Genomic DNA, 23,360 nt, shown 5'->3' with positions numbered 1-23,360 from the left:
AATGGCTATGGGCGCTGCAGTAAGGCGAGACCCACGATAGCAGCGGTCTCTGCCCGCAGGATGCGGGGGCCGAGAGACGCAGGCACAAGAAAGGGAAGCTTACGCATGGCGTCAAGCTCCCGGGGATCGAAGCCGCCTTCCGGCCCAATCAGCAGGGCTGCTGGGGAGGAAGTTTGCGGCGGTGGCGGTGCCACATCGTCCCGTTCAACGGCGGCGATCAGCGGCCGCGCATTGGGCCATTGCCGCAGCAAGCCGTCAAGCGGCTGGACGCCGCGCACCATCGGCACCGTCAGGCGCTCGCATTGCTCGGCGGCTTCGGTCGCGATGGTCTGCAGGCGCTCCGCGTTCGGGCGGGCCGGCTGGCTGCGCTGGGTGATGACGGGCAGGATGACGGACACGCCCAGTTCGGTCGCCTTCTCCACCACCCATTCCAGCGCATCGCGTTTGATGATCGAGATCAGCAGCCAGAGATCGGGTTCGGGCGCCTGAGGGCGGATCAGCGTCTCGGCTTCCAGGCGCGCGCCGCGCTTGCCGATTTCGCCGATGACGGCGCGCCACTCGCCGTCACGGCCGTTGAACAGCCGCAAGGCATCCCCGGCCGTCTTGCGCATGACTGTGCCGAGGTAGCGCGATTGGCCTTCGTCCAATAGGACAGGGGCGCCGGCCGCAAGATCGGCTTGCACGTGAAGGCGAATGGACCCGGAATCGGGTGGGGCGGATGGATCTGTCATGACGGCGCATACAGATATCGAGCGTGACGGCTGGGTCGGCAAGCTCCCCGCCGGCCTCGTCCCCTATGTCATCCTGGCAAGGCTGGATCGCCCGATCGGCGCCTGGCTGCTGTTCCTGCCCGGGTTGTGGAGCATTCTGCTGCCGCGCGCGCCGCTGGAGCAGAGCCTGCGCCTGATTATCCTGTTCGGCATCGGCTCGGTCGTCATGCGCAGCGCCGGCTGCGTCGTGAACGATATGTGGGATCGCAAGATCGACCGCATGGTGGAACGCACGGCCGGGCGGCCGCTGGCCTCGGGCGCGCTGTCGATGCGACAGGCGGCGGCTTTCCTGGTGCTGCTGCTGGCGATCGGCCTGATCATCCTGCTTAGCCTCAACCATGCGGCGCAGCTGCTGGGCGTCTCCTCGCTGATTCTGGTGGCGCTTTATCCCGCCGCCAAGCGCGTCACCTGGTGGCCGCAGGCGATGCTGGGCATCACCTTCGGCTTCGGCGCGCCGCTGGGCTATGTCGCGGCCACCGGGCAATTCAGCCCAGCCGCCGCAGCCCTTTATGCCGCCGTCTTCTTCTGGATCCTGGGCTATGACACGATCTATGCGCATCAGGACCGAGAGGATGACGCGCTGGTCGGCGTCCGGTCCACCGCGCGGCTATTCGCCAATACCTCGGTGCCGTTCCTGGCCGTGTGTTACGGATTGACGCTGCTGCTGCTGCTTTTGGCCGGCAGCCTGGCGCATCTGTCGCTGTGGTTTCTGGTCGTCCTCATTCTGGCGGCCTGGCTGCTGGCCCGGCAGGTGACGCGGCTGGACGTCAACAACCCGCCGCTTTGCCTCGCGCTGTTCAAGAGCAATAAATGGGTCGGTCTGGTCGTGGCCTTGTCCTTCCTGGCGGGTCGGCTGTGATGGGCTTGGACGAGGCAGAGGCCTTTCTGCGCCAGCACACGGCGCTGTCCGCGGCGACGATCGTACCGGAAATCCCGCTCTATCTTGCGACCGAGATCACGCCGATCTGGCAGGCGACCGAAGCCTGGCTGCATGAGACCGGGATCGAGCCGCCCTTCTGGGCCTTCGCCTGGCCGGGCAGCCAGGCGTTGGCGCGTATCGTGCTGGACCGGCCCGAACTGGTCGCGGGCAAGCGCGTGCTGGACTTCGCGGCCGGCTGCGGTCTGGCGGCGATCGCCTGCGCCATGGCCGGTGCCGCGTCGGTGGAAGCGGCCGAGATCGATGCGCTGGCCATTGCCGCCACCCGCCTGAACGCGGCGGAGAATGGCGTCATTGTCACGGCCGAAACGCGGGATGTGGTGGGGGACGCCTGCCGCTGGGACCTGATCCTGTGCGGGGACGTCTGTTACGAGGCACCGATGACCGGGCATATTCTGCCCTGGCTGCGCGCCATGGTCAGGTCAGGGGCCGAGGTCTGGGTCGCCGATCCCGGTCGCGCCTATCTGCCGCGCGAGGGCATGACGGTCATCGAGCGGATGATGGTGCCGACGACGCTGGAGCTGGAGGATACCCGGGAACGGCCGGTGACGGTGTTTCGGCTGGGAGCCGAAGCTTAGTCGTCCGCGCATTCGTTGCGCGGATCTACCGCTTGCGGCGCCCAAACGGCGTCCGGGCGCCGCGAGAGGTAGGTCCGCGGCATGAAGCCGCGGATGACAAGATCAGGTGAGTGGGCGACCAAAAATAATGCTGCGCTGCCTCAGCGGCTCATCAGCACCGGCAGGTCGGAATTTTCCAGGATATGCCGGGTCACGCCGCCCAGGATGAGCTGGCGCAGGCGCGACTGGGAATAGGCACCCATCGTCAGCAGGTCGGCGCCGAATTCGCGGGCCGAGGCGATCAGCCCGGCGCCGACCGATTTGTCGATCGGGCGGAAGGTCGCGACTTCGGCGTGAATATCATGCAAGGCGAGATAGGCGGCCAGATCGGCGGCACCGGGACCACGACGCTGATAATCGTCCGAGGTCAGGATGCGCACGGTTTCGGCCTGCTTCATCCAGGGAATGCCGGCCTGCACGGCGGATGAGGATTCGGCGGTGCCGTTCCAGCCGACGCAGATGCGGCGGCCAATTGTTTTCGGCGCGGCCGCCGGGGCCAGCAGCACCGGGCGGCCGGAATCGAACAGCACGGCATGCAGCGCGTCGGAGGAGGAGACGTCCTGACCCGCCTCGGGGTGCGGGATGACGGTGAGGTCCGCGAGGCGCGCCTGCTGGGCGATGATCTCTTCCTCGCGCCCGGCGACGGAGACGAAATTCGCGGTGGCGACGCCCGCACCCGGTCGTGGTTCGCCGATCGTCACGCCATGGGCGTTGACCGCCTGCTCGAACAGCACGCGGACGTCATGGGCGCGGACGGCGCTTTCCTTTTCGGTCGCGACCATCATGTCTTCGATCATGGCGCCGGACAGGCCTTCGCCGGCCAGAGGGGCCACGTCCCGCGCATCGACGCGGACATGCAGGACCGTCAGATGGGCCTGCCACAGTCGCGCCGTGTCGAGCGCCGCGTCGAGCGCAGCCTTCCCCGCCGCGGTTTCGTTCAAAAGCAGGATAACCTTGCGCAGCGGCATGTGGATCAGTCCGTTTCTCGGTCTCGGTGTCTTATTGTCGCAACATTTGTCTTAACTTGAAGCTCAGGGAAAGAGGCGGCTCGATTCCCAGGCGCTGGCTTCGCTCGCACGGCTGAGGATCAGCCGGTCATGCAGACGGTAAGGCATTTCGCGCCAGAATTCGAATCGATTGGGTACCACCCGGAAACCGGACCAATGCGGCGGCCGCACGACGGTGTTATCCGGGAAGCGCGCCTCGGTCTCCGCCAGCCGCGCTTCGAGGACCGAGCGGTCCGCCAGCGGCCGGGATTGGTCGGAGGCCCAGGCCCCGAGTTTGGAGATGCGCGGGCGGGAGGCGAAATACTCATCCGCCTCGACCGGCGTCACTTTTTCCACCCGGCCCAGGACGCGCACCTGGCGCTGCAGGCTTTTCCAATGGAAATTGAGGCAGGCGCGGGGGTTTTCCGTCAGTTCCAGGCCCTTGCGGCTTTCGTAATTGGTGTAGAAGACAAGGCCGCGCTCATCCTGGCTTTTCAGCAGCACAATGCGCGCGTCGGGCTGGCCGTCCGCGCCGGCGGTGGCCAGGGTCATGGCATTGGCGTCGGCGATTTCGGTCCGTTTGGCCTCGGCCAGCCAGTCCGTCAGCAGGCGGAAGGGATCGGTATCCGGTAATGGCGCGGAAGACATGATGCTGCGCTGTCCTTATCTTTGGCCTGGCTTGTCGGACGCTATTCTGGCCTGCCCGGCCGTCCCAGCCAAGCGAGGTGCCGCGATGGCTCGGCAGCGTGCAGAGCAGCGTCCCCTTGTCGGTTCCCCCCAGCCTGTGCCAGGACGCGGTTTTCCGGCACGATCATTGCGCTCAGGCTTTGCTCGGGGCCTTATCGCTAAAGTCCGTCGCTGTCCTAGCCCTGAATGAGGTCTCGCATGTCTCAAGAAGCTTCGGCCCCCCAACCGCCCAAAGGCACGCTTATGGCCGGCAAGCGTGGCGTGGTCATGGGTGTGGCGAATGATCGCTCGATCGCCTGGGGCATTGCCGCTGCCTGCGCGGCCCAGGGGGCGGAGATCGCCTTCACCTATCAGGGCGAAGCGCTGGAGAAACGCGTGCGTCCGCTGGCGGAAAGCATCGGGGCCGATATCGTGCTGCCCTGTGACGTCGCCGATGAAGCGAGCATCGACGCGGCCTTTGCCGAGGTCGAAAAGCGTTGGGGCAAGATCGATTTTCTGGTCCATGCCATCGGCTGGGCGGACAAGGCCTATCTGCGTGGCCGCTATCTGGATACACCGCGCGCCGCCTTTCTGCAGGCGATGGATATTTCCTGTTACAGCTTCGTGGCGGTGTCCCAGCGGGCGGCTGCCATGATGAATGAGGGCGGTTCGCTGCTGACGCTCACCTATCTGGGCGCCGAGCGCGTGATGCCTCACTACAACGTGATGGGCGTCGCCAAGGCGGCGTTGGAGGCCTCCGTCCGTTATCTCGCGGCCGACCTCGGCGAGAAGAATATCCGCGTCAATGCCATCAGCGCCGGCCCGATCAAGACCCTGGCCGCCAGTGGTATCGGCGACTTCCGCTACATCCTGAAGTGGAACGAGCTGAACGCGCCGCTGACCCGCAATGTCACGACCGAGGAAGTCGGCGGGTCGGGCCTGTACCTTCTCTCCGATCTTTCGGCGGGCGTGACCGGCGAGGTGCATCACGTCGATTGCGGCTATCACATCGTCGGCATGAAGAACCCGGCCGCACCCGATATCGCCGCCGTCACTGGTTAACGTTTTCATAAAGAACGCAGATCTTCCCGCCGGGCTTACCCGCCTGACGGGATATTGCTTCTAAGGCCGGGCGGAATGTCGCGTGTCTCACAATAGTTTCGGCCATCTTTTCCGCGTCACGACCTGGGGCGAAAGCCATGGTCCGGCGATCGGCTGCGTCATCGATGGCTGCCCGCCGGGCATTGCGCTGTCGGAGGCCGATATCCAGCCCTATCTGGACAAGCGCCGCCCCGGCCAGTCCAGCTTCACGACCCAGCGGCAGGAGCCGGATCAGGTCCGGATTATGTCCGGCGTCTTCGAGGGCATGACCACCGGCACGCCGATCGGGCTGATGGTCGACAATGTCGATCAGCGGTCGAAGGATTACAGCAATATCGCGCGGAGCTTCCGCCCCGGTCATGCCGATCTGACCTATCACCTGAAATACGGCATCCGCGACTATCGCGGCGGCGGCCGGTCCTCGGCGCGGGAGACTGCGATGCGGGTGGCGGCGGGTGCCGTCGCGCGCAAGGTGCTGGGGTCTGAGGTCGTTATCCGCGGCGCCATGGTGCAGATGGGAGCCCATCGGATCGAGCCGTCCCGCTGGGACTGGCGGGCGGTCGACGAGAACGCCTTCTTCTGCCCGGACGCGCAGACGGCCGTCGCTTGGGAGCAGGAATTATTGCAAATTCGCAAAGATGGATCTTCCATCGGTGCGGTGTGCGAGATTGTCGCCGAGCATGTGCCGGCCGGTCTCGGCGCGCCGATCTACGGCAAGCTCGATGCCGATCTGGCAGCGGCGATGATGAGCATCAATGCCGTGAAGGGCGTCGAAATCGGTGACGGTTTTGCGGCGGCGATGCTGCGCGGCGAGGATAATGCCGATGAGATGCGGCTGGACGCGGACGGCGGCATTGAATTTCTCTCCAACCACGCGGGCGGCATCCTGGGCGGCATTTCCTCCGGCCAGCCTGTGGTCGTCCGCTTCGCCGTGAAACCGACAAGCTCGATCCTGATTGCGCGTCGCTCGGTCGATGAAGCGGGGGCGGAGACCGAGGTTTCCACCAAAGGCCGGCATGATCCCTGCGTCGGCATTCGCGCCGTTCCGGTGGGCGAGGCGATGATGGCTTGCGTGCTGGCCGATCACCTGCTGCGCGACCGCGCGCAAAACGGCCAGCGCGCCCGATAAGGTTTCGCTCTCACAACTCTGTGTTGCGACGATTGATTGAGGCGCGCGACGGCATCGCGTATCGCTGCCGCATGACACAAACTCTTTCGCACGAGACCCTTCAGCAAACGGCCCAGGAATTTCCGGTCTCGGCTTTGCCGGTAGCCGAGCAGTTCGTTCTGCTCGCCGGTGCCGATGTCTGGGCGGCGCGGATTGCGAATATTGCCGCGCGCGCCTGTGCGGCAAACCGCGTCGGCGGCCTGCTGAAGCAGCGCCATGCGCTGGAACTCGCGATCGATCGCATGCTGGGCCGCGAGAGCCTTGCCAATGCACCGGCGCCGTCGGTCGCGGAACAGCGCCTGCAGGCCATCCTGGCGGAGCTTGTGACCGCTGCCGGCGGGTTCGGCGCGCAAGGTCGCGCGCGTTTGCAGTCGCGCTTGCAGGCGGCCCTGCAGGATGACGGTCGTCTGGTCGATCTTCTGCACGTCTTCCGCACGGCTGCCTTGCAGCAGGCGCGTGGTTTCACCGTCGCCTATGACGGGCTGGAACAGGACGCGCGCTACGATCTTCTGCTGCGCCGTGACGGCGTGGAGGTTGAATGCATTTGCGAAACAATATCGGCCGAGGCCGGCCGTGACGTTCATCGCTTTGCCTGGGCGGAACTCTGCGACCGTGTGGAAGGCCAGATGAAACCCTGGCTGGACGCGCGCCCGGGTCGTTACCTGCTCAAGATGACGCTCGCCGCCGGGCTTCGCGACAAGGACGAGGGCATGCAGACGCAATTGCATGACCGCGTCGTGGCGATGCTGGAGTCGGGGGCAAGGCTGGATCAGGACCCGGACGCCGTGCTGCGGATCGAGCCGCTGGTACTGTCGGGCAATAACACCTCGGTCGAAAATTTGATGGGTCGGCTGCGGCGGGAATTCGGACCGGAAGCGCATTTCTCGGTCTCAGCCTGTGCCGAGGGCATCTGGGCCATGGCCGCCAGGGCCGGCCGCCGCAACGAGGTGGCAGCGCTGGTGCGCCGCGACCTCAGCCGCATCGCCTTGGCGCGCGTGTCCAGCGATCGCCCGGCCATCCTCGCGACCTTCGTCGAGGATATCGACCGGCCGGAATGGCGCGGCTTGATGGATAGTCTGGAGCTGGAGGGCGCGGCCCGCCACTTCATGACGGCCGATGAGGCGTCAAACGTGGTCGCCGTCACCTGCTACAGTCGCATGGAAATGTTCGGCCTGTCCGGTCCTGACGCGGCGGCCGAGGGCGAGCTGCGCTTCCGCAATCCGGCGCATCCGGCGGCCAAGATTTCCGCTCTCGCACCCGCGATCCTGTCCTCGCTCTGACAGACAATCAGCCCTCGGGCTGAAAGCATGCCCCGATCAGATATTCGTGGTTGCCTTCCGGCCCGGTGATGGGGCTTTCGACGATGCCCATCACTGTCCAGCCCGGCAGAGCGCGCCACCAGGTCTCGATCTCAGCGCAGTAATGCGCCCTGATGGCTGGATCGGTAATGACGCCACGGGGGCCGATTTCGGCCCGCGTCGCCTCGAACTGCGGTTTGATCAGCGCGATGGCCCAGGCGCCCGGCACGCAGAGTGCAAGAGGGGCGGGCAGCACGGAGCGCAATCCGATGAAGCTCGCGTCGCAGACCAGCGCTTCGATCGGGCCGGGGACCTGTGCCGCCGTGATCAGCCGCGCGTTGGTCTTTTCCAGCACCACGACGCGGCTGTCGCTGCGCAGCTTCCAGGCGAGCTGCCCATGGCCGACATCGACGGCATAGACCTGGGTCGCGCCCTTCGTCAGCAGCACGTCGGTGAAGCCGCCGGTGGAGGCGCCAACATCGATCGCCGTGCGCCCTTCGGCGGAAAAGCCGAAATGGGCGAGGCCGTGCGCCAGCTTCAAACCGCCGCGGGAGACCCAGGGGTGGTCCTGGCCCTTAAGGCTGATGGCGCCGTTCTCAGGGATCAGATCGCCGGCTTTGTCGATGCGGCGGGTATCGAGATAGGCTTGGCCGGCCATGATCACCGCCTGGGCGCGTGCCAGACTATCGACCAAGCCGCGATCGACGAGCAGCCGGTCCGCCCGCAGGCGCCGGATTTTGGCAGGCGCTGTCATGGTGCGGCAGTCAGTCGTTGGCGGGGTAGGAGGCCAGAAGGCGCTTCTGGGTCCGCCACATGCGCAGCAGGGTGAAGAACCCCGTCGGCTTATGCCCGGCCGCGCGATTGGCGGCCGCGATCTCGAAAGCCGAGCGGTAGTGGAAGAACTGCGCGGCATAGGCTTCGCGCAGCGTCGTCTGCGGGTCCCAGATATGGGTCGCTTCCGAGCCGACGCCGTTGATCTCGATGATGCTGAAGCCTTCGCCGGCAGTCAGGTTGGCGGCCTGATCGTAGCGGATGTCGAAACGGCCGAAATGGAAATTGGGGATCGAGCGGGCGATGGCGTCGATGCGCTCGGTCAGCTCGCGGGAGATCAGCTTGGCGCCGTTCTTGAAGGTCGAGCCTTTGCAGTGATTGCCGACAAAGACCAGCTTCACACGCTCGCCCGCTTCCGGGACTTCATGCAGGCGGGAGGCGAGGCGCGGCAGATAAAGATGCGGCACCTGGGCACAGCGCGGGTCCGCCATGATGAGGTCCCGCAGATTGGACTGCCCGTCGCCGACGACGACGGGCGAGGATTTCAGCGTCAGGGAGGTGATGGTGCCGGTCTTCTCGCCCGGTCGGCGGATATAGAAGACCCCGGCCTCCCCTTCATGGGGAATGAGCGCCTGCAGCATATAGCGCGTCAGGCGCGGGAAGGCGGAGAGGTAGCGGGCCAGATCGGCGCGATTATCGACCAGACAGACGCCGGTGCCGTTACAGCCGATATCCGGTTTCACGACGACAGGGTAGGCGAGGCCGGCGGCCCGCATCGCGCCTTCCGCGATGCCGAGATCGTCGGATTCGGCATAGGCACCGCTGGTGCAGACCGTATAGGACGCGACCCAGTCCCGCGATGGCCCGGCGATCTGATCCAGAATGGATTGCTTGGATTCGCCGCAGAGCCCGCCGGCATCGATGGTCGGGTTGGCGGCTGTCGCCAGGATCGGATTGCCGTAGCGGATGCCAAGCGCGATCCATTGCAGCACGATCGGCGTATAGGCGATCCAGCCCGGCCAGAATTCGAAGAACGAGGTGATGCGTTCGGTCGGCGCGTTCGACGTCTTGGCGGACGATCGGCGGAGACGGGACAGAGGCGTCGAAGCTAGCTGAATGTCGCTCACGTCGTCTCTTTTCCTCTCAACTGTCGGGCAACCAGACGGCTGGCGACCAGGAGCACGACACACAGGACAGCGACGCCGACCCAGTGCCAGGCGCCCAAATAGGCCAGGATGTAATGCCCGAGCTTCATTGAGACGCTGAAGAGCAGGCTTGTCCAAATCAGGGTCGCGACGATCGCCGTCAGGGTAAAGACGAGGAAGGATGCGCCGAGAAATCCACAAGTTGTATAAGTGGGAAGCCTTAGCCCAGGCAAGAAGCGGCTGATAAGGATCACTTTCGCAAGACGGCTATTCAACCAGTCGCGCCCGATGTCCCGCCGCCGCGGCGGGATGAACCGCTCCATCCAGGGAACGACGGAGGCGAGCTTGCCCATACCATACAGGCCCATATCGCCGAGGACGATGCCGACATAAAGCGCGCCCAGGCCGAGTTCGAGCGGGATTGTTCCAGCCTGGACCTGGATCGCCGTCACGACGGTCGCGGCATCTTCCAGGATAAAGGTCGCGCCAATGATCGAAAGCGCCTGGAGCAGAGGATGCCGCAGCGCTGCCGTCACGAAAACGAGGATAGCCGTCATGAATGCAGAGCTGTGGAATGGTTCATCATGAATTCCGGCAGCGTATCGCCTGAAAGCATCTCAAAACCAAGCGGATTATGAAAGTGTGGTGTCGCGGAGCGGGAGTTGGCAGTGCTGGCCGCGCGTTTCATAAGGCTGAGATGACAGTTTCCCAAGATCGCCTGACCGCTTGGATCATTCTGCTGCTGGGTGCGGCGGCGCTCGCAGTTGCCTATGGCTCGCAATACGGGCTCGGCATGGCACCCTGCGATCTGTGTTATTGGGAGCGCTGGCCCTATCGCGCGGCGATCCTGATCGGCCTTCTGGCGCTGATTCTGCCGCGGCCGGTTCGGCGTTTCCTGCTCTGGCTCGGGGTGCTGCCGTTTCTGGCCAATATCGGCATCGCTGGTCTTCATGTCGGGGTCGAGCGGGGCTTCTGGCCGAGTCCGCTGCCGGAATGCAGTGCCGCCAATATCTTCAAGGGCAGTCTCAGTACGCTGATGAGCGGTCTGCCGGCGACGCCGGCCAAGCCCTGCGATGCGCCGAATTTCCTGATCCCGGGCCTGCCCATCTCCTTCACGACGATGGATCTTATTTACGCGGCGATCTGCAGCGCCATTGTAGTCTTCTGCCTGACCCGGCGGCGCGCTTAAGCGTCAGCGGCCCTGGCGTAGCAGGTAAAGGCGCATGTCCTGCGCCGCTAAGGGCGGGCTGAAGACCGTGCCTTGACCCTCGTCCAGGCCGAGCTGCGCCAGCATCGCGCGCTGACTGTCGATATCGACGCCGTCCGCGCAGACGGAAAGGCCGATCGCATGCGCTGTCTCGACGACGGCGCGGGTCAAGGCCAGGGCCTCCCCCTCGACCGGCAATCCCCGCAGCATCAGCCGGTCGAATTTGAGAGCGGTCAGCGGCAGGTCGCGCAATGCGACCAGACTGGCGACGGCATGGCCGAATTCATCCAGAAGCAGGTTCACGCCGATATCGCGCAGACCGGCGAAAGCGGCCGCCGCGTCGTCATCGAACCCAAAGACCAGTTGTTCGGGGATCGCGAGTTCCAGCCGTTCCGGCGGTAGGCCGGTTTCCGCGAGCGCGGCACCGACCTGTAGACAGAGGTCTTCGCTGCCGAGCTGCGGTCCTATGAGCTTGACCGAAATCCGGACATCGGAATTTGCCCAGGACATGGCTTCGGCGCAGGCGGTTTGCAGCACCTGCCCGCTGAGGTTGCGGATCAGGGCGCGATCGCCCCCGGAGGGTGGGCCCGCCCCGCTGGCGCTGCCAAGCCGCCGGATCGGCCAGCGCAGAATCGCTTCCACAGCCAGAAGGTCGCCTGTGCTGATGCTATGGCGGGGTTGAAAATCGAGAATAAGGGCGTCGCGCGTCAAGGCTTTGCGCCATTTGGCTTGCAAGCGCCGATCTGGCGCCCTGCGGACACCGCTTGGCTTGCTGGAGATGAAGAATGCAGTCCGGTTGTCCTGATTGAGAGGGTCAAACCGGAGTGAGGCTAGGGGCCAAGATGTTACTACCCGGTGAATGACCGCGCTTTTCGATAAGCGACAAGGATCAGGGGAAGGGCTTCGGACGATGCCTGACGGCAATTCAGGGCCGTTCTCTAACGGAAAAGACATCTGCCGGACCGTGACTGTCCGCGGCGCGCGTGGTTAGGTCCCCCTCTGATATCAAACGGGGACCTTTTTACAGTCATGGACGAGTTGAACGGCCAGGTGGAGGCGACGGAAACCGCCGCAGACGCCGGCGCGGAGAAAAAGCTCAATAGTTATGAGGCAGCCATTTTGCTGATGGTGGCTAAGACCGAAGGCGGCAAATCCATCACGCCGGCCGATGTCGCGATGTCGCTGTCGGAAAACTGGCGACCGGTGCTTCATCATGTCCGCGCTGCCGCCCGCCGCCTGGCGGAGCAGGGCCTTATCGAGATCCTGCGCCACGGCAAGCCGGTCGAACCGGCCGCCATGAAGGGCGTCATCCGTCTCAGGCTCAAACAGAGTTCCTGACCGCCCCGCATCCTGACAGCCGATAGGATCAAGAATGCGCCAGACGATGCGCCGTGTGGGCCCCGTTCTGCGGGATGCCTGGTTTCTCTCCATTCCCTATTTCCGGTCCGAGGAGAAATGGAGCGCCCTTATCCTGCTCGTCTCGACCATCGCGCTGAACCTGTCGCTGGTCGGCATGACGGTGGTGCTGAACTTCTGGAACGGGGCGTTTTTCGATTCCATCCAGTCGAAGGACTGGAAATCCTTCACGGACCTGATCTTCCTCTACAAGAAGACGCCGCATGGGTTTCTGCCGGGATTCTGCGAAATCGCGGTCGTCTATATCTTGGTCGCGGTCTATGCGACCTATCTCAGCCAATGGCTGCAGATCCGCTGGCGGCGCTGGCTGACCTCCCGCTATCTGGATGACTGGATCGGCGACCGCACCTATTACCGGATGAGCCTGACCTCCAAGCTCGACGTCGAGGGAACGGACAACCCCGACCAGCGTATCAGCGAGGATATCGCGAATTTCGTCACGAGCACGCTGAGCCTCGGGCTGGACCTGATGAACAATGTCGTCACCTTGTTCAGCTTCCTGGGCATTCTTTGGACCATTTCGGGTTCCATCACGCTGCTGGGCGTCACGATCCCCGGCTATATGGTCTGGGTGGCGCTGATCTATGCACTCGTCGGCACCTGGCTGACCCATCTGGTCGGCCGGCCTCTGGTGCAGCTCACCTTCAATCAGCAGAAGGTGGAAGCCGATTTCCGTTTCGCCCTGATGCGCCTGCGGGAGAATACCGAGGGCGTCGCCCTCTATAGCGGCGAGCATGAAGAACGAGGCGAGCTGACCAATCGCTTCAGCTTCGTCATCGGCAATTGGTGGGCCATCATGCGGCGGACCAGGAGCCTCAATTTCCTGACGACGGGTTACGGTCAGATCGCGAATATTTTCCCGATCGTCGTGGCCGCACCGCGCTATTTCTCCGGCCTTATCGCACTCGGCGTGCTGACCCGGATCAGCGATGCCTTCGGGCAAGTGCAATCAGCGCTGTCCTGGCTGGTGTCCAATTACTCGAATATCGCGTCCTGGAGTGCGACGGTCGAACGTCTGGGCACCTTCCGCCGCTCGATCGAGGCGGCCCATGTGAAACTGCCGGACGGTGCCATTCGTCGTGAGGACGGCCAGGAACTGGTGCTCGACGATGTCGGCCTGTCGCTGCCGAACGGCCAGCGGCTGGTGGAACACGCGACCTTCCGCGTGGAGGCCGGCCAATCCATGGTCATTACCGGCGCCTCCGGCTCCGGCAAGTCGACGCTGTTCCGCGCGCTCGCTGGCATCTGGCCCTATGCGCAAGGCGGTATCACGCTGCCGGCGGGGCAAAGCCTGTTCCTGCCGCAGCGGCCTTATATGCCGCTCGGCACATTGCGCCGTGTGGCGACCTATCCGCTCGACCCGGCGTCCGTGCCGGATGACGTCCTGGCTGAGGTCATGACCGCCTGCGGTCTTGCGCATCTTTTGCCCGAACTCGGCGAAAAGCGTGGCTGGTCGCAGGTGCTGTCGGGCGGCGAGCAGCAGCGTCTGGCTGTGGTGCGGGCATTGCTCGCCAAGCCGGACTGGCTGTTTTTGGACGAGGCGACGGCCAATCTCGACCCCGAGGCGGAAGCGGCACTCTATGCTCTGCTGCGGGAGCGTCTGCCTGAGACAGCCCTGATTTCGATCGCGCATCGCGAATCGGTGGCAAAGCTGCACGAGCGCCACATCGTGCTGACGAAGGGGCGAATCGAATCCGATTCGGCCGCGATTCCGACCCCCGCCGAATAGGCGGGCGTTTGTCCTGATAAAGACCGAGGAGACGGCGCGTGATTGATCTGTATTACTGGACCACGCCCAACGGCCATAAGGTCTCTCTCTTTCTGGAAGAGGCCGGGCTGGAATACCGCATCCATCCGATCAATATCGGCAAGGATGAGCAATTCCAGCCGCATTTCCTGAAAATCGCGCCGAATAACCGCATCCCGGCCATTGTCGACCAGGCGCCGGCGGGCGGCGGCGCGCCGATTTCGATCTTCGAATCCGGCGCCATCCTTCTCTATCTCGCCGAAAAGACGGGGAAATTCATCGCATCCGACCTGCGGGACCGGGTCGCGACGCTGGAATGGCTGTTCTGGCAGATGGGCGGGCTTGGCCCGATGGCCGGGCAGAACCACCATTTCAACCATGCCGCGCCCGAGAAAATCCCCTATGCGATGAACCGCTATATCAAGGAGACCGGGCGGCTATACGGGGTGCTGGACCGTCGTCTGGCCGACTGGGATTTCCTGGCCGGCGATTACTCGATCGCCGATATGGCCTGCTATCCCTGGGTGGTGTCACATGCGCGGCAGAGCCTGTCGCTGGAAGACTTCCCCCATGTGAAGCGCTGGTATGAGACGATCAAGGCGCGTCCAGCGACGGAGCGGGCCTATGCGCTGGTGCAGAGCGTGAACCCGCCCAAGGCCGGCTAACGTTCAGACTTTGGCCTGACACGAAAAAGCCGGACCGCGCTGCTGCGCGATCCGGCTTTTTGCATTCTCAGCCAGAGGTGAAGGGCGGTGACGCCGCCCTTCGTACTCAGGTCATTACCACTGGATCTGGGTGCCGACGCCGAAGAGCTGGGACTGGACCTGGTTGTGTTCCGTACCGGCATCGCCGGTCGAGAAGTTGTAACCGCCCTGTTCGCGAATACCGTAGAGGTAGTCGGCGAACAGGTTCACGCCCGGCACCAGCGTGTAGGTGAGGCCGGCGGCCACACCGTCATTCTGCTGCTGACCGGTGGTGAGACCGGCGGAGGTGATGGTCGCGCCCGAACCGGCATCGATGCCGCCCGGCAGATCACCGGTCTGGGTGAAGCGGAAGAAGCTCGCACCCGCCACGACCGGGCCGATGGCATATTGCGCGCCGGCCAGGAAGCCGATCGCCTTGCTGCCGCCATCGGGCTCCAGCTGGAAGGTGAAGCCGTCAGCCATGTTGAAGGCGCCGGTCACGGCATTGCCGCCGACGGTGAGGCCGTCATAGGTGACCGTGGCACCGCCGGTGAAGATGCTCATGTCCTTGTAGCCGGTGACGCCCTGCGGATCGCCGGTATTCGCGACCTGGCCTGCGGTCGTGTAGTCAACGCCGACCTGCACGCCCAGCGGCCCGAAGGTGCCGGTGTATTGGCCGCCGATATCGAGCATGTTACGCGGCATGCCGCCCGAGATCGGGGTCGCGGAGGACGTGACCGCCGGGGAGTAGTTCGCAGCCGTCTGGTTCGGCGTGAAGCCGAGCGCGAGCTGGAAGCCCGAGATGGTCGGCGAGAGGTAGACGATCTTGTCGGATGCCTGGTCATAGGCGCTGCCGCTGTCCGGGAAAGGATAGACGGGGTTCGCGGCCACCGGCACCATGCCTTCGATGTCGCCGTTCCAGCCGCCGTCGTTGAAGCCTTCGAAGAAGCCGGTCTCGAAGAGGACGGAGGGGCCGTTCTGCTGGCCGAAGCTGACCTGGCCAAACTTCGGCAGGCCGAGATAGCCATAGGCCTGGAAGACATACAGGGTTTCGCTGCCGGCCGACTCGCCGCTGTTCATGCGGATTTCAGCGGCCGCACCGTAATGCAGGCCATTCGCGGCGACGCCGTCGAAGCCCGGATAGAGGCGCATATAGCCGAGGAAGTTGTCGGTCGAGGTCTTCTGGCCGCCCGAGCTATCAAGCGATGATGACTCAATGCCAGCGTACCAGTTGACGCGACCGTTCAGGCGAACCGAGATCTGGCCCGGTGCGAGATTGGTGGCCGCAGTTTGTGCGTGGGCCGCGTCAAGACCTGCATAACCGATCATGCCGGTGAGCGTTGCCGCGCAGCCTAACAGCAATTTCCGCATTTTTATCTCCTTGTTAGCTTACTTTCGTTTCCCCCCGCTGAAAGCCAGCGGCTCCCGAAACGCTCAACGAAGCTGACAATCGATTAATCCCGTCGCGACTTAACTGCAACACGAAGAACATAGATATAGCCAGGCATGTTGCGAAGTTGTCACACATTTCGATGTGTTGTTATGAATGATATAATGACAATAGCATGAAGATCACGCGGAGTTGGTTTGCTTTTCTTCGAGGGGTGTTTTATTGATTGCTCAATCAAAATAGATATGATTTTCGATATTTAACTGCAACGAAAATCACTGTTAATCGAAATCGCGGATTTGGCGCCGAAGGCAGGTCAGGTTTTGCGCGAGGGGGATCTGTCCGATGTGCGGCCGGCCAGGCCCGTGCATGACGAGTTGGGTAGGGCCGCGGGCGGCAGGACCCGCCTGCCAGCCTGGTCGCCGGACGCGATGCTAATCTAAAGGGTCGTCAGATAGGCGATATCATCGTCCGACAAGCTGAAGCCGGCTTCCCAGGGCCTGTCCTGGATTGATCCATCCGCCGCATCCTTGCCGCGCACTTCCTCATAGGGAAGCCCGGCATGCTGGGCGAGAAACCACAGAGCATTATCGGTCCAGCTACGCGCGCCCAGCGCCACTACCCGCGTGCCAGGCGCGCAGAAGGCGATATTGGTCAAGCCGGCCCCGATGGGCCCGACGACGCATGCCGACCCTTTGAATAGGGCGATCCGCTCGCGGAGCGTCATCTGGTCGAGTTCGACGATCGTGAAGCCTTGCGCACGCAGCGCGACCTCAACGGCATCCTGATTGAGCAGCGGGTGCTTCTGGTCTGCGTAGCTGATGAAGAGCTTCTGGGATGGCCCCGCCGGGACGGACGCCGCCATCTGCTGCAGAGGTGCGAGACAAAGCGGCGATTGATAAAGGCCCTGGTCCGTCAGTCCTTCGACCAGGATCAGCCTTTTGCAATGCAAGGGCCGGTCATCCAGAATCGCGAGCGCGGTGGGGATGATGCCGGCGCCCTGAAGCGCCTCCCGCATCAGATCGATCAGCGGCGAGTCCTGAAAGACGAAGGTCGTCAGCTGCGACCCGATCGCCGCCTGGGCCAGCCAGGCCGCGCTCAGGGCCTCGATCATCAGAGAGCCATAGTTTTGAGGTGTATGAGCCTGGCAAAGCAGGCTGAGGCCATCGATCTGCGGCGCCGCGCCTGTCCGGCTTGCCGCCGCCGCCGCGCGACCTTTCGTGACAGCCTCCGCCGTCGGCTTGTGATCCGAGACCGGCACAAGGTCGAGATTGCGGTCAAAGACGAGACCGGGGCTGACGATCGTCGCGTCCTCGACCTCACGCAGCACGACGGTGCGGCTCGGAAAGACGGTCCGTCGGAATGACCGATGCAGTGCGGACCAGACCTCGGCCGGGATCAACGCGCCGTTGCGAATGAGCGGTGCGGTCGCGTCGAAAGCCGGTGACAGCAGAGACAGGCGCAGGAAAGGGTCCTCGGGACCGCCAAGCTCCGGCCAAGGCAGCGGCTCGCTGACGTCAATATCGTTCAGGACAATGAGCGGAACGCCGGGGCGGCTGGTGATGCGCAGGCGAATCGCCGCCAGCTTGGCGCCTTCGGGCGCCAGCGCGATCTCGGTGCCGGGCAAATCCGCCAGCTGGCTGCCGTCCGTGAAGGCCAGGTCATAGCGGCAATCGAAAAAAGACGCGGTCTCGGCGCTGAGGCGAAACCGGATGCCGCGCACAGCCAGACTATAGCCGCGACTGCCGCAGGGCTGTCCGGCTGGCACCCAGGGCGTCCTGAGCCTGTCTGAATAGATGATCTGGTATTCGGGGGCGGGATTGACCTGGGGCGGCCCCTTGCCCGCCGGGGCTAGCATGATCGCCTCGATCGCATGCGGGCTGCCGGGTTCGCCCAGCCATTCGCCGTCGAACCCTGGTACGTCGCCCCTGACGCTGATATGCGCAAGCATATTGGCTGAGCGAGGTGCGGCGCTGGCGGCGGCCGGATTGATCTGTTCGTCCGCAGCAGGCTCTGAGGGGGCCATATGCTCCACTCCTTTATCTAGGGCATCGTCCAAGCGTCGCAACACCGTTTATTGCCAATAACCTAGCGTCTTGGCGATAGGGTCGCAGATGAAGGTGTCACGGCGCCGCCTCTTGGCGTTATCGGCGTGGTGCGGTACGGATGCATATCACCTCCTCGGCGGGCGGGGGCAATTGCGCCCCTGAACGGTCGCTGCGTGCTTGACTCTGCGGACCCCGGCCCGTAGGTATCGCGCCCTCGGCCGGACCCCAGACTGAGTGTTTGGGTTCAAGCCACCATTCGTTTTAGCCGCCGCTGCGGAGCCGTCCGAAACTTTGGTTTCAGACTAAGACCGCGGCTAGGACATAGACCGCTCGCAAGGATTTGCCCTTGTCTTGCGGCCTTTTGTGCGAATGGAGGTTGGCCCTGTGGGATGTGAAGATCGGAAACGAGGTCTATGCCGACGATCAACCAGTTGATTGCTAAGGGGCGCGAACCCAACAAGGCGCGCAATAAGGTACCGGCTCTGCAGGGATGCCCTCAGAAGCGCGGTGTCTGCACGCGTGTTTATACCACCACGCCGAAGAAGCCGAACTCGGCGCTTCGTAAGGTGGCAAAGGTGCGCCTCACCAACGGCTACGAAGTTGTGAGCTATATTCCTGGCGAAGGTCATAACCTTCAGGAACACAGCGTCGTGCTGATCCGCGGCGGCCGCGTTAAGGATCTTCCCGGTGTCCGCTACCACATCCTGCGTGGCGTGCTCGACACTCAGGGTATCGCCAAGCGTCGTCAGCGCCGTTCGCTGTATGGCGCGAAGCGTCCGAAGTAAGAGGGTCGGTTTATGTCTCGTCGTCACCGCGCGGTTAAGCGCGAAATTCTCCCGGACGCGAAGTTCGGCGACATCGTCATCACACGTTTCATGAACGTGCTGATGTATGATGGCAAAAAGTCCACTGCGGAAAGCATCGTCTATGGTGCTCTGGACACATTGAAGCGTCGCGGCGGCAACGGTGCCGACCCGGTGCGCATGTTCCATGAGGCCCTGGACAATGTGAAGCCCACCGTCGAGGTGCGCTCGCGTCGTGTCGGCGGTGCCACCTATCAGGTGCCCGTCGAAGTCCGCACCGAGCGTCGTCAGGCTCTGGCGATCCGTTGGATCATCGACTCGGCCCGCAAGCGCGGCGAGCACACATTGGAAGACCGGCTCTCCAACGAACTGTTGGATGCGGTCAACAATCGCGGCGCCGCCGTGAAGAAGCGTGAAGATACCCATCGTATGGCCGAAGCCAATAAGGCTTTCAGCCATTATCGCTGGTAACATTAGTTCAGCCTGACACGTCGGTAGCAAGTCGGCTCACGGAGAGAAGACGATGGCTAAGGCCAAATTTGAGCGTAACAAACCTCACTGCAACATTGGCACCATTGGTCACGTTGACCATGGGAAGACCTCGCTAACCGCGGCCATCACGAAAGTGCTGGCGAAGTCCGGTGGCGCGACCTTCACGGCCTACGATCAGATCGACAAGGCTCCGGAAGAGCGCGCTCGTGGCATCACGATCTCGACCGCCCATGTCGAGTATGAGACCAAGGCCCGTCACTACGCCCATGTCGATTGCCCGGGCCATGCTGACTATGTGAAGAACATGATCACCGGTGCCGCCCAGATGGACGGCGCTATCCTGGTCGTGTCCGCTGCCGACGGCCCGATGCCCCAGACCCGTGAGCATATCCTGCTCGCCCGTCAGGTCGGCGTCCCCGCGCTGGTGGTCTTCATGAACAAGGTCGACATGGTCGACGATCCGGAGCTGCTTGAGCTCGTGGAGATGGAAGTTCGTGAACTTCTGTCCTCCTACCAGTTCCCCGGCGACGATATCCCGATCACTGCCGGTTCCGCTCTGGCCGCCCTCGAGGACAAGACCCCCGAGATCGGTGAGCAGGCCGTCATGAAGCTGATGGACACCGTCGACAGCTACATCCCGCAGCCGGAGCGTCCGAAGGATCGTCCATTCCTGATGCCGATCGAAGACGTTTTCTCGATCTCGGGTCGTGGCACGGTCGTCACCGGTCGTATCGAGCGCGGCATTCTGAAGGTCGGCGACGAAGTTGAGATCGTCGGCATCAAGAACACCGTGAAGACGATCTGCACGGGCGTTGAAATGTTCCGCAAGCTGCTCGATCAGGGCGAGGCTGGCGACAACATCGGCGCGCTGCTGCGTGGCACGAAGCGTGAAGACGTCGAGCGCGGCCAGGTTCTGGCAGCTCCCGGCTCCATCACGCCGCACACGAAGTTCAAGGCCGAAGCGTATATTCTGACGAAGGAAGAGGGTGGCCGTCACACGCCGTTCTTCACCAACTATCGTCCCCAGTTCTACTTCCGTACCACGGACGTGACCGGCGTCGTCTCCCTGCCCGAAGGCACGGAAATGGTGATGCCCGGCGACAACGTGTCGATGGATGTCGAGCTGATCGCGCCGATCGCCATGGATGACGGTCTGCGTTTCGCGATCCGCGAAGGTGGCCGCACTGTCGGCGCCGGCGTGGTTGCGAGTGTGACCGCGTAATTACGCGCTAGGAAGATTTGGCCGCGAAACTGGAAGCCTGAGATGGACAATCAAAACATCCGCATTCGCCTGAAGGCGTATGATCACCGCGTGCTCGATGCGAGCACGAAGGAGATCGTGAACACGGCGAAGCGTACAGGTGCCCGGGTTCGCGGCCCGATCCCGTTGCCGACGCACATTGAACGGTTCACCGTGAACCGTTCCCCCCATGTTGATAAGAAGAGCCGCGAGCAGTTCGAAATCCGGACCCATCGCCGCCTTCTCGACATCGTCGAGCCGACACCGCAAACGGTGGACGCTTTGATGAAACTCGACCTCGCGTCGGGTGTCGATGTCGAGATCAAGATCTGAGCCTGGAAAGACCGCCTCTATGCGCACCGGAGTGATCGCCAAGAAGCTGGGCATGTCTCGGCTTTTCAAAGATGATGGGAGCCATGTTCCCGTCACTGTTCTGCACCTCGACCAGGTGCGGGTGGTGTCCACCCGTACGCAAGAGTTGGATGGTTATACCGCCGTCCAGCTGGGCTTCGGCCTGGCCAAGGTGAAGAACGTCAGCCAGCCGAACCGTGGCCACTTCGCCAAGACGAAGGTTGAGCCCGCGAAGAAGGTTTTCGAATTCCGCGTTGCCGAGGATGCTCTCCTCGAACCCGGTTCGGTGATCTCCGCGGCCCACTTCTCCGTCGGGCAGAAAGTGGATGCCGCTGGCATCTCTAAGGGTAAGGGCTTCGCCGGTGGCATGAAGCGCTGGAATTTCGCCGGCTTGGAAGCAAGCCATGGCGTGTCCGTCAGCCATCGTAGCCTTGGTTCTACCGGTAACCGTCAGGATCCCGGCAAGACCTTCAAGAATAAGAAGATGGCCGGTCATCTCGGTGGCGAGCGCATCACGACCCTCAATCTTGAGGTCGCGGGCATCGATGTCGAGCGCGGTCTGGTGATGGTGAAGGGCGCTATTCCGGGTGCCGTTGGTGGCTATGTGCTGCTGCGTGACGCGATCAAGCGCGCGCGGCCTGCAGACGCTGCCTATCCCGCCGCGCTGGTGGGCTGAGGATTGCGATATGCAGATCGATATTAAAACTCTTGATAATGGCTCGGCTGGCTCGGTTGAGCTGGCTGACGAGATTTTCGGCACCGCTCCGCGCGCCGATATCATGGCGCGTGTGGTGCATTGGCAGCAGGCGCGTCGCCGCTCCGGCAACCACAAGGTGAAGGGCATGTCCGAGGTTTCGGGCACGACCAAGAAGCCGTTCCGCCAGAAGGGCACGGGTAACGCCCGTCAGGGCAGCCTGCGGTCGCCGCAGTATCGCACCGGTGGCGTTGTCCACGGTCCGGTCGTGCGCGACCATGGCTATGACCTGCCGAAGAAGGTGCGTCGCCTGGGTCTGATTTCCGCCCTGTCCCAGAAGCAGGCGGACGGCAAGCTGGTCGTCATCGACGTTGCCGCCGGTGTTGAGAAGACCAAGGATCTGGCCGCGAAGTTGAAGGCCCTGGGTTGGACCTCCGCTCTGTTCGTCGATGCGGATGTGGACGCGGGTTTCCTGCGCGCCAGCCGCAACCTGATCGGTGTGGATGTTCTGCCGACGGTCGGTGCGAATGTCCTCGACATTCTGCGCCATGATCTGCTGGTCGTGACTTCGGCCGGCTTGGAAGGTCTGACGGCGCGCCTGGCTGACAAGGCCGTCGTCGCGGCGGAGATCGCAGCATGAGCACCCCCGGTTTCGCCGCGCGCAAGCGCGCTGAGAAATTGTCCCGCGAGGCCATCTACGAGGTCATCCGCAGCCCTGTGATCACCGAAAAGGCGACAGCCCTCGGTGAGCGCAATCAGGTTTCCTTTCGTGTCGCGCTCGGCGCCACGAAGCCGGAGATCAAGACCGCGGTGGAAACTCTGTTCGGCGTGAAGGTCCTGGGTGTGAACACCCTGGTCACGAAGGGCAAGACCAAGCGGTTCCGTGGCCGTCCTGGCCAGCGTGCGGATGTCAAGAAGGCGATCGTTCAGTTGGCCGACGGCCAGTCGATCGACTTCACGACGAGCCTTACTTAAGGCTCTTGGGGATAGATCATGGCGCTTAAGCAATTTAATCCCGTCACCCCAAGCCTCCGCGGCACCGTCATGGTGTCTCGTGAAGGCCTGTGGAAGGGCAAACCGGTTAAGGGACTGACGGTCGGCAAAAGCTCGTCCGGCGGCCGTAACAATCATGGCCACACCACGGTGCGTTTCCGTGGCGGCGGACATAAGCAGAGCTATCGCGTCGTCGACTTCAAGCGCCGTAAGTTTGATGTCCCCGGCACGGTCGAGCGTCTGGAATATGATCCGAACCGCACGGCCTTCATCGCGCTGATCAAGTATCAGGACGGTGAGCTTGCCTACATCATTGCACCGCAGCGTTTGACTGTGGGTGACCAGGTCGTGTCCGGTGTTCGCACCGACATCAAGCCGGGCAATGCGATGACGCTGGCGGCCATCCCGGTCGGCACGATTATCCATAATATCGAGATGAAGCCGGGTGCGGGTGCGAAGGTTGCGCGTTCCGCGGGGACTTTCGCTCAGCTCGTCGGCAAGGATGCCGGCTACGCCCAGGTCAAGTTGATGTCTGGTGAGCTGCGTGTTGTCCGCGCCGAGTGCATGGCCACCATCGGTGCCGTGTCCAACCCGGACAACTCGAACATCCACATCGGTAAGGCCGGTCGTTCCCGCTGGCTCGGACGTCGCCCGCATAACCGCGGCGTCGTCATGAACCCGGTCGATCACCCGCATGGCGGTGGTGAAGGCCGGACCTCCGGTGGTCGTCATCCCGTGACGCCGTGGGGCAAGCCGACCAAGGGTTACAAGACGCGCGTTAACAAGCGGACGGACAAGTTGATCATCCGCCGGCGCAACAAGAGCAAGGGCTGAGTC

General features: G+C 63.4%; 26 protein-coding genes. 17 read left to right on the top strand and 9 right to left on the bottom strand.

From position 1 onward, the window contains the following. Positions 1-5: 5 nt before the first annotated feature. Positions 6-731, bottom strand: a complete 726-nt coding sequence (locus ACELLULO517_RS11165) for a 16S rRNA (uracil(1498)-N(3))-methyltransferase (protein ID WP_227307441.1) — start codon at positions 729-731, stop codon at positions 6-8. Here ACELLULO517_RS11165 and ubiA point away from each other — a divergent pair. Continuing rightward, positions 730-1,629, top strand: coding sequence for a 4-hydroxybenzoate octaprenyltransferase (ubiA, locus tag ACELLULO517_RS11160; RefSeq protein ID WP_227307440.1), 900 nt, complete (start codon positions 730-732; stop codon positions 1,627-1,629). The two genes, ACELLULO517_RS11165 and ubiA, sit on opposite strands and share 2 nt — an antisense overlap. Continuing rightward, positions 1,629-2,285 (top strand): class I SAM-dependent methyltransferase, encoded by a 657-nt coding sequence (locus tag ACELLULO517_RS11155; RefSeq protein WP_227307688.1) that lies wholly within the window; start codon positions 1,629-1,631, stop codon positions 2,283-2,285. The genes ubiA and ACELLULO517_RS11155 overlap by 1 nt, the downstream gene beginning before the upstream one ends. 140 nt (positions 2,286-2,425) lie before the next feature. On the opposite strand, the gene ACELLULO517_RS11150 is transcribed toward ACELLULO517_RS11155, so the two are convergent. Both ACELLULO517_RS11150 and pdxH read right to left on the bottom strand, forming a co-directional pair. After that, positions 2,426-3,292, bottom strand: coding sequence for a universal stress protein (locus tag ACELLULO517_RS11150; protein WP_227307439.1), 867 nt, complete (start codon positions 3,290-3,292; stop codon positions 2,426-2,428). A gap of 63 nt (positions 3,293-3,355) precedes the next feature. Then, positions 3,356-3,958 (bottom strand): pyridoxamine 5'-phosphate oxidase, encoded by a 603-nt coding sequence (gene pdxH / locus ACELLULO517_RS11145; RefSeq protein WP_227307438.1) that lies wholly within the window; start codon positions 3,956-3,958, stop codon positions 3,356-3,358. Between the two features lie 237 nt (positions 3,959-4,195). Between pdxH and fabI the strand changes: the two genes are divergently transcribed. From fabI to ACELLULO517_RS11130, 3 genes are all read left to right on the top strand, one after another. Then, positions 4,196-5,038: an enoyl-ACP reductase FabI gene (gene fabI, locus ACELLULO517_RS11140; protein ID WP_227307437.1), complete on the top strand. Its 843-nt coding sequence runs from the start codon at positions 4,196-4,198 to the stop codon at positions 5,036-5,038. 82 nt (positions 5,039-5,120) lie between these two features. Next, entirely contained in the window at positions 5,121-6,206 is a 1,086-nt protein-coding gene (gene aroC, locus ACELLULO517_RS11135) for a chorismate synthase (protein ID WP_227307436.1), read from the top strand. Positions 6,207-6,277: 71 nt separating this feature from the next. Then, on the top strand, positions 6,278-7,525 hold the full coding sequence (locus tag ACELLULO517_RS11130; RefSeq protein ID WP_227307435.1) for a hypothetical protein: 1,248 nt from the start codon (positions 6,278-6,280) through the stop codon (positions 7,523-7,525). Positions 7,526-7,532: 7 nt separating this feature from the next. On the opposite strand, the gene ACELLULO517_RS11125 is transcribed toward ACELLULO517_RS11130, so the two are convergent. Genes ACELLULO517_RS11125 through ACELLULO517_RS11115 form a run of 3 tightly spaced genes read right to left on the bottom strand, consistent with a single transcriptional unit; the run spans position 7,533 to position 10,016 of the window. Beyond that, positions 7,533-8,279: a TlyA family RNA methyltransferase gene (locus ACELLULO517_RS11125; protein WP_227307687.1), complete on the bottom strand. Its 747-nt coding sequence runs from the start codon at positions 8,277-8,279 to the stop codon at positions 7,533-7,535. A gap of 28 nt (positions 8,280-8,307) precedes the next feature. After that, the gene (locus ACELLULO517_RS11120; protein ID WP_227307434.1) at positions 8,308-9,441 is read right to left on the bottom strand and encodes a D-alanine--D-alanine ligase; all 1,134 of its coding nucleotides are present in this window, start codon (positions 9,439-9,441) and stop codon (positions 8,308-8,310) included. After that, the gene (locus ACELLULO517_RS11115; protein WP_227307433.1) at positions 9,438-10,016 is read right to left on the bottom strand and encodes a DedA family protein; all 579 of its coding nucleotides are present in this window, start codon (positions 10,014-10,016) and stop codon (positions 9,438-9,440) included. The genes ACELLULO517_RS11120 and ACELLULO517_RS11115 overlap by 4 nt, the downstream gene beginning before the upstream one ends. 140 nt (positions 10,017-10,156) lie before the next feature. Between ACELLULO517_RS11115 and ACELLULO517_RS11110 the strand changes: the two genes are divergently transcribed. Beyond that, positions 10,157-10,648 carry a disulfide bond formation protein B gene (locus ACELLULO517_RS11110; RefSeq protein ID WP_227307432.1) on the top strand — a complete coding sequence of 164 codons (492 nt, stop codon included), beginning with the start codon at positions 10,157-10,159 and terminating at the stop codon, positions 10,646-10,648. A gap of 3 nt (positions 10,649-10,651) precedes the next feature. On the opposite strand, the gene ACELLULO517_RS11105 is transcribed toward ACELLULO517_RS11110, so the two are convergent. Next, positions 10,652-11,620, bottom strand: coding sequence for an EAL domain-containing protein (locus tag ACELLULO517_RS11105; protein WP_227307431.1), 969 nt, complete (start codon positions 11,618-11,620; stop codon positions 10,652-10,654). A gap of 75 nt (positions 11,621-11,695) precedes the next feature. On the opposite strand from ACELLULO517_RS11105, the gene ACELLULO517_RS11100 reads away from it, so the two are divergent. Genes ACELLULO517_RS11100 through ACELLULO517_RS11090 form a run of 3 tightly spaced genes read left to right on the top strand, consistent with a single transcriptional unit; the run spans position 11,696 to position 14,494 of the window. Continuing rightward, positions 11,696-12,004: a DUF3253 domain-containing protein gene (locus ACELLULO517_RS11100; RefSeq protein ID WP_227307430.1), complete on the top strand. Its 309-nt coding sequence runs from the start codon at positions 11,696-11,698 to the stop codon at positions 12,002-12,004. A gap of 34 nt (positions 12,005-12,038) precedes the next feature. Beyond that, positions 12,039-13,811, top strand: a complete 1,773-nt coding sequence (locus ACELLULO517_RS11095; RefSeq protein ID WP_227307429.1) for an ABC transporter ATP-binding protein/permease — start codon at positions 12,039-12,041, stop codon at positions 13,809-13,811. Positions 13,812-13,849: 38 nt separating this feature from the next. Next, positions 13,850-14,494, top strand: coding sequence for a glutathione binding-like protein (locus tag ACELLULO517_RS11090; protein ID WP_227307428.1), 645 nt, complete (start codon positions 13,850-13,852; stop codon positions 14,492-14,494). Between the two features lie 114 nt (positions 14,495-14,608). Here the strand turns inward: ACELLULO517_RS11090 and ACELLULO517_RS11085 are convergent, their stop codons facing one another. Together ACELLULO517_RS11085 and ACELLULO517_RS11080 are read right to left on the bottom strand one after the other, a co-directional pair. Continuing rightward, positions 14,609-15,883, bottom strand: a complete 1,275-nt coding sequence (locus ACELLULO517_RS11085; RefSeq protein ID WP_227307427.1) for a porin — start codon at positions 15,881-15,883, stop codon at positions 14,609-14,611. 458 nt (positions 15,884-16,341) lie between these two features. Continuing rightward, a complete protein-coding gene (locus ACELLULO517_RS11080) occupies positions 16,342-17,928 on the bottom strand; it encodes a glycosyltransferase family 61 protein (protein WP_227307426.1) in 1,587 nt (528 codons plus the stop codon). A gap of 435 nt (positions 17,929-18,363) precedes the next feature. Between ACELLULO517_RS11080 and rpsL the strand changes: the two genes are divergently transcribed. Genes rpsL through rplB form a run of 8 tightly spaced genes read left to right on the top strand, consistent with a single transcriptional unit; the run spans position 18,364 to position 23,357 of the window. Next, positions 18,364-18,735 (top strand): 30S ribosomal protein S12, encoded by a 372-nt coding sequence (rpsL, locus tag ACELLULO517_RS11075; RefSeq protein ID WP_011631258.1) that lies wholly within the window; start codon positions 18,364-18,366, stop codon positions 18,733-18,735. A gap of 12 nt (positions 18,736-18,747) precedes the next feature. Next, positions 18,748-19,224 carry a 30S ribosomal protein S7 gene (gene rpsG, locus ACELLULO517_RS11070; RefSeq protein WP_227307425.1) on the top strand — a complete coding sequence of 159 codons (477 nt, stop codon included), beginning with the start codon at positions 18,748-18,750 and terminating at the stop codon, positions 19,222-19,224. Positions 19,225-19,276: 52 nt separating this feature from the next. Then, the gene (gene tuf / locus ACELLULO517_RS11065) at positions 19,277-20,467 is read left to right on the top strand and encodes an elongation factor Tu (protein WP_227307424.1); all 1,191 of its coding nucleotides are present in this window, start codon (positions 19,277-19,279) and stop codon (positions 20,465-20,467) included. 42 nt (positions 20,468-20,509) lie between these two features. Beyond that, complete coding sequence (rpsJ, locus tag ACELLULO517_RS11060; protein WP_227307423.1) at positions 20,510-20,818, top strand: 30S ribosomal protein S10; 309 nt, start codon at positions 20,510-20,512, stop codon at positions 20,816-20,818. A gap of 19 nt (positions 20,819-20,837) precedes the next feature. After that, positions 20,838-21,512, top strand: coding sequence for a 50S ribosomal protein L3 (gene rplC / locus ACELLULO517_RS11055; RefSeq protein WP_227307422.1), 675 nt, complete (start codon positions 20,838-20,840; stop codon positions 21,510-21,512). Positions 21,513-21,522: 10 nt separating this feature from the next. Beyond that, positions 21,523-22,170, top strand: a complete 648-nt coding sequence (gene rplD / locus ACELLULO517_RS11050; RefSeq protein WP_227307421.1) for a 50S ribosomal protein L4 — start codon at positions 21,523-21,525, stop codon at positions 22,168-22,170. 38 nt (positions 22,171-22,208) lie between these two features. Next, positions 22,209-22,505 (top strand): 50S ribosomal protein L23, encoded by a 297-nt coding sequence (locus ACELLULO517_RS11045; RefSeq protein WP_227307686.1) that lies wholly within the window; start codon positions 22,209-22,211, stop codon positions 22,503-22,505. Positions 22,506-22,523: 18 nt separating this feature from the next. Continuing rightward, positions 22,524-23,357 carry a 50S ribosomal protein L2 gene (rplB, locus tag ACELLULO517_RS11040; protein ID WP_227307420.1) on the top strand — a complete coding sequence of 278 codons (834 nt, stop codon included), beginning with the start codon at positions 22,524-22,526 and terminating at the stop codon, positions 23,355-23,357. Positions 23,358-23,360 lie beyond the last annotated feature (3 nt).

The sequence above is a fragment of the Acidisoma cellulosilyticum genome, from assembly GCF_020621385.1.
GTDB classification, from domain to species: Bacteria; Pseudomonadota; Alphaproteobacteria; order Acetobacterales; family Acetobacteraceae; genus Acidisoma; species Acidisoma cellulosilyticum.
This window is presented reverse-complemented; position numbering and strand designations above follow the sequence as displayed.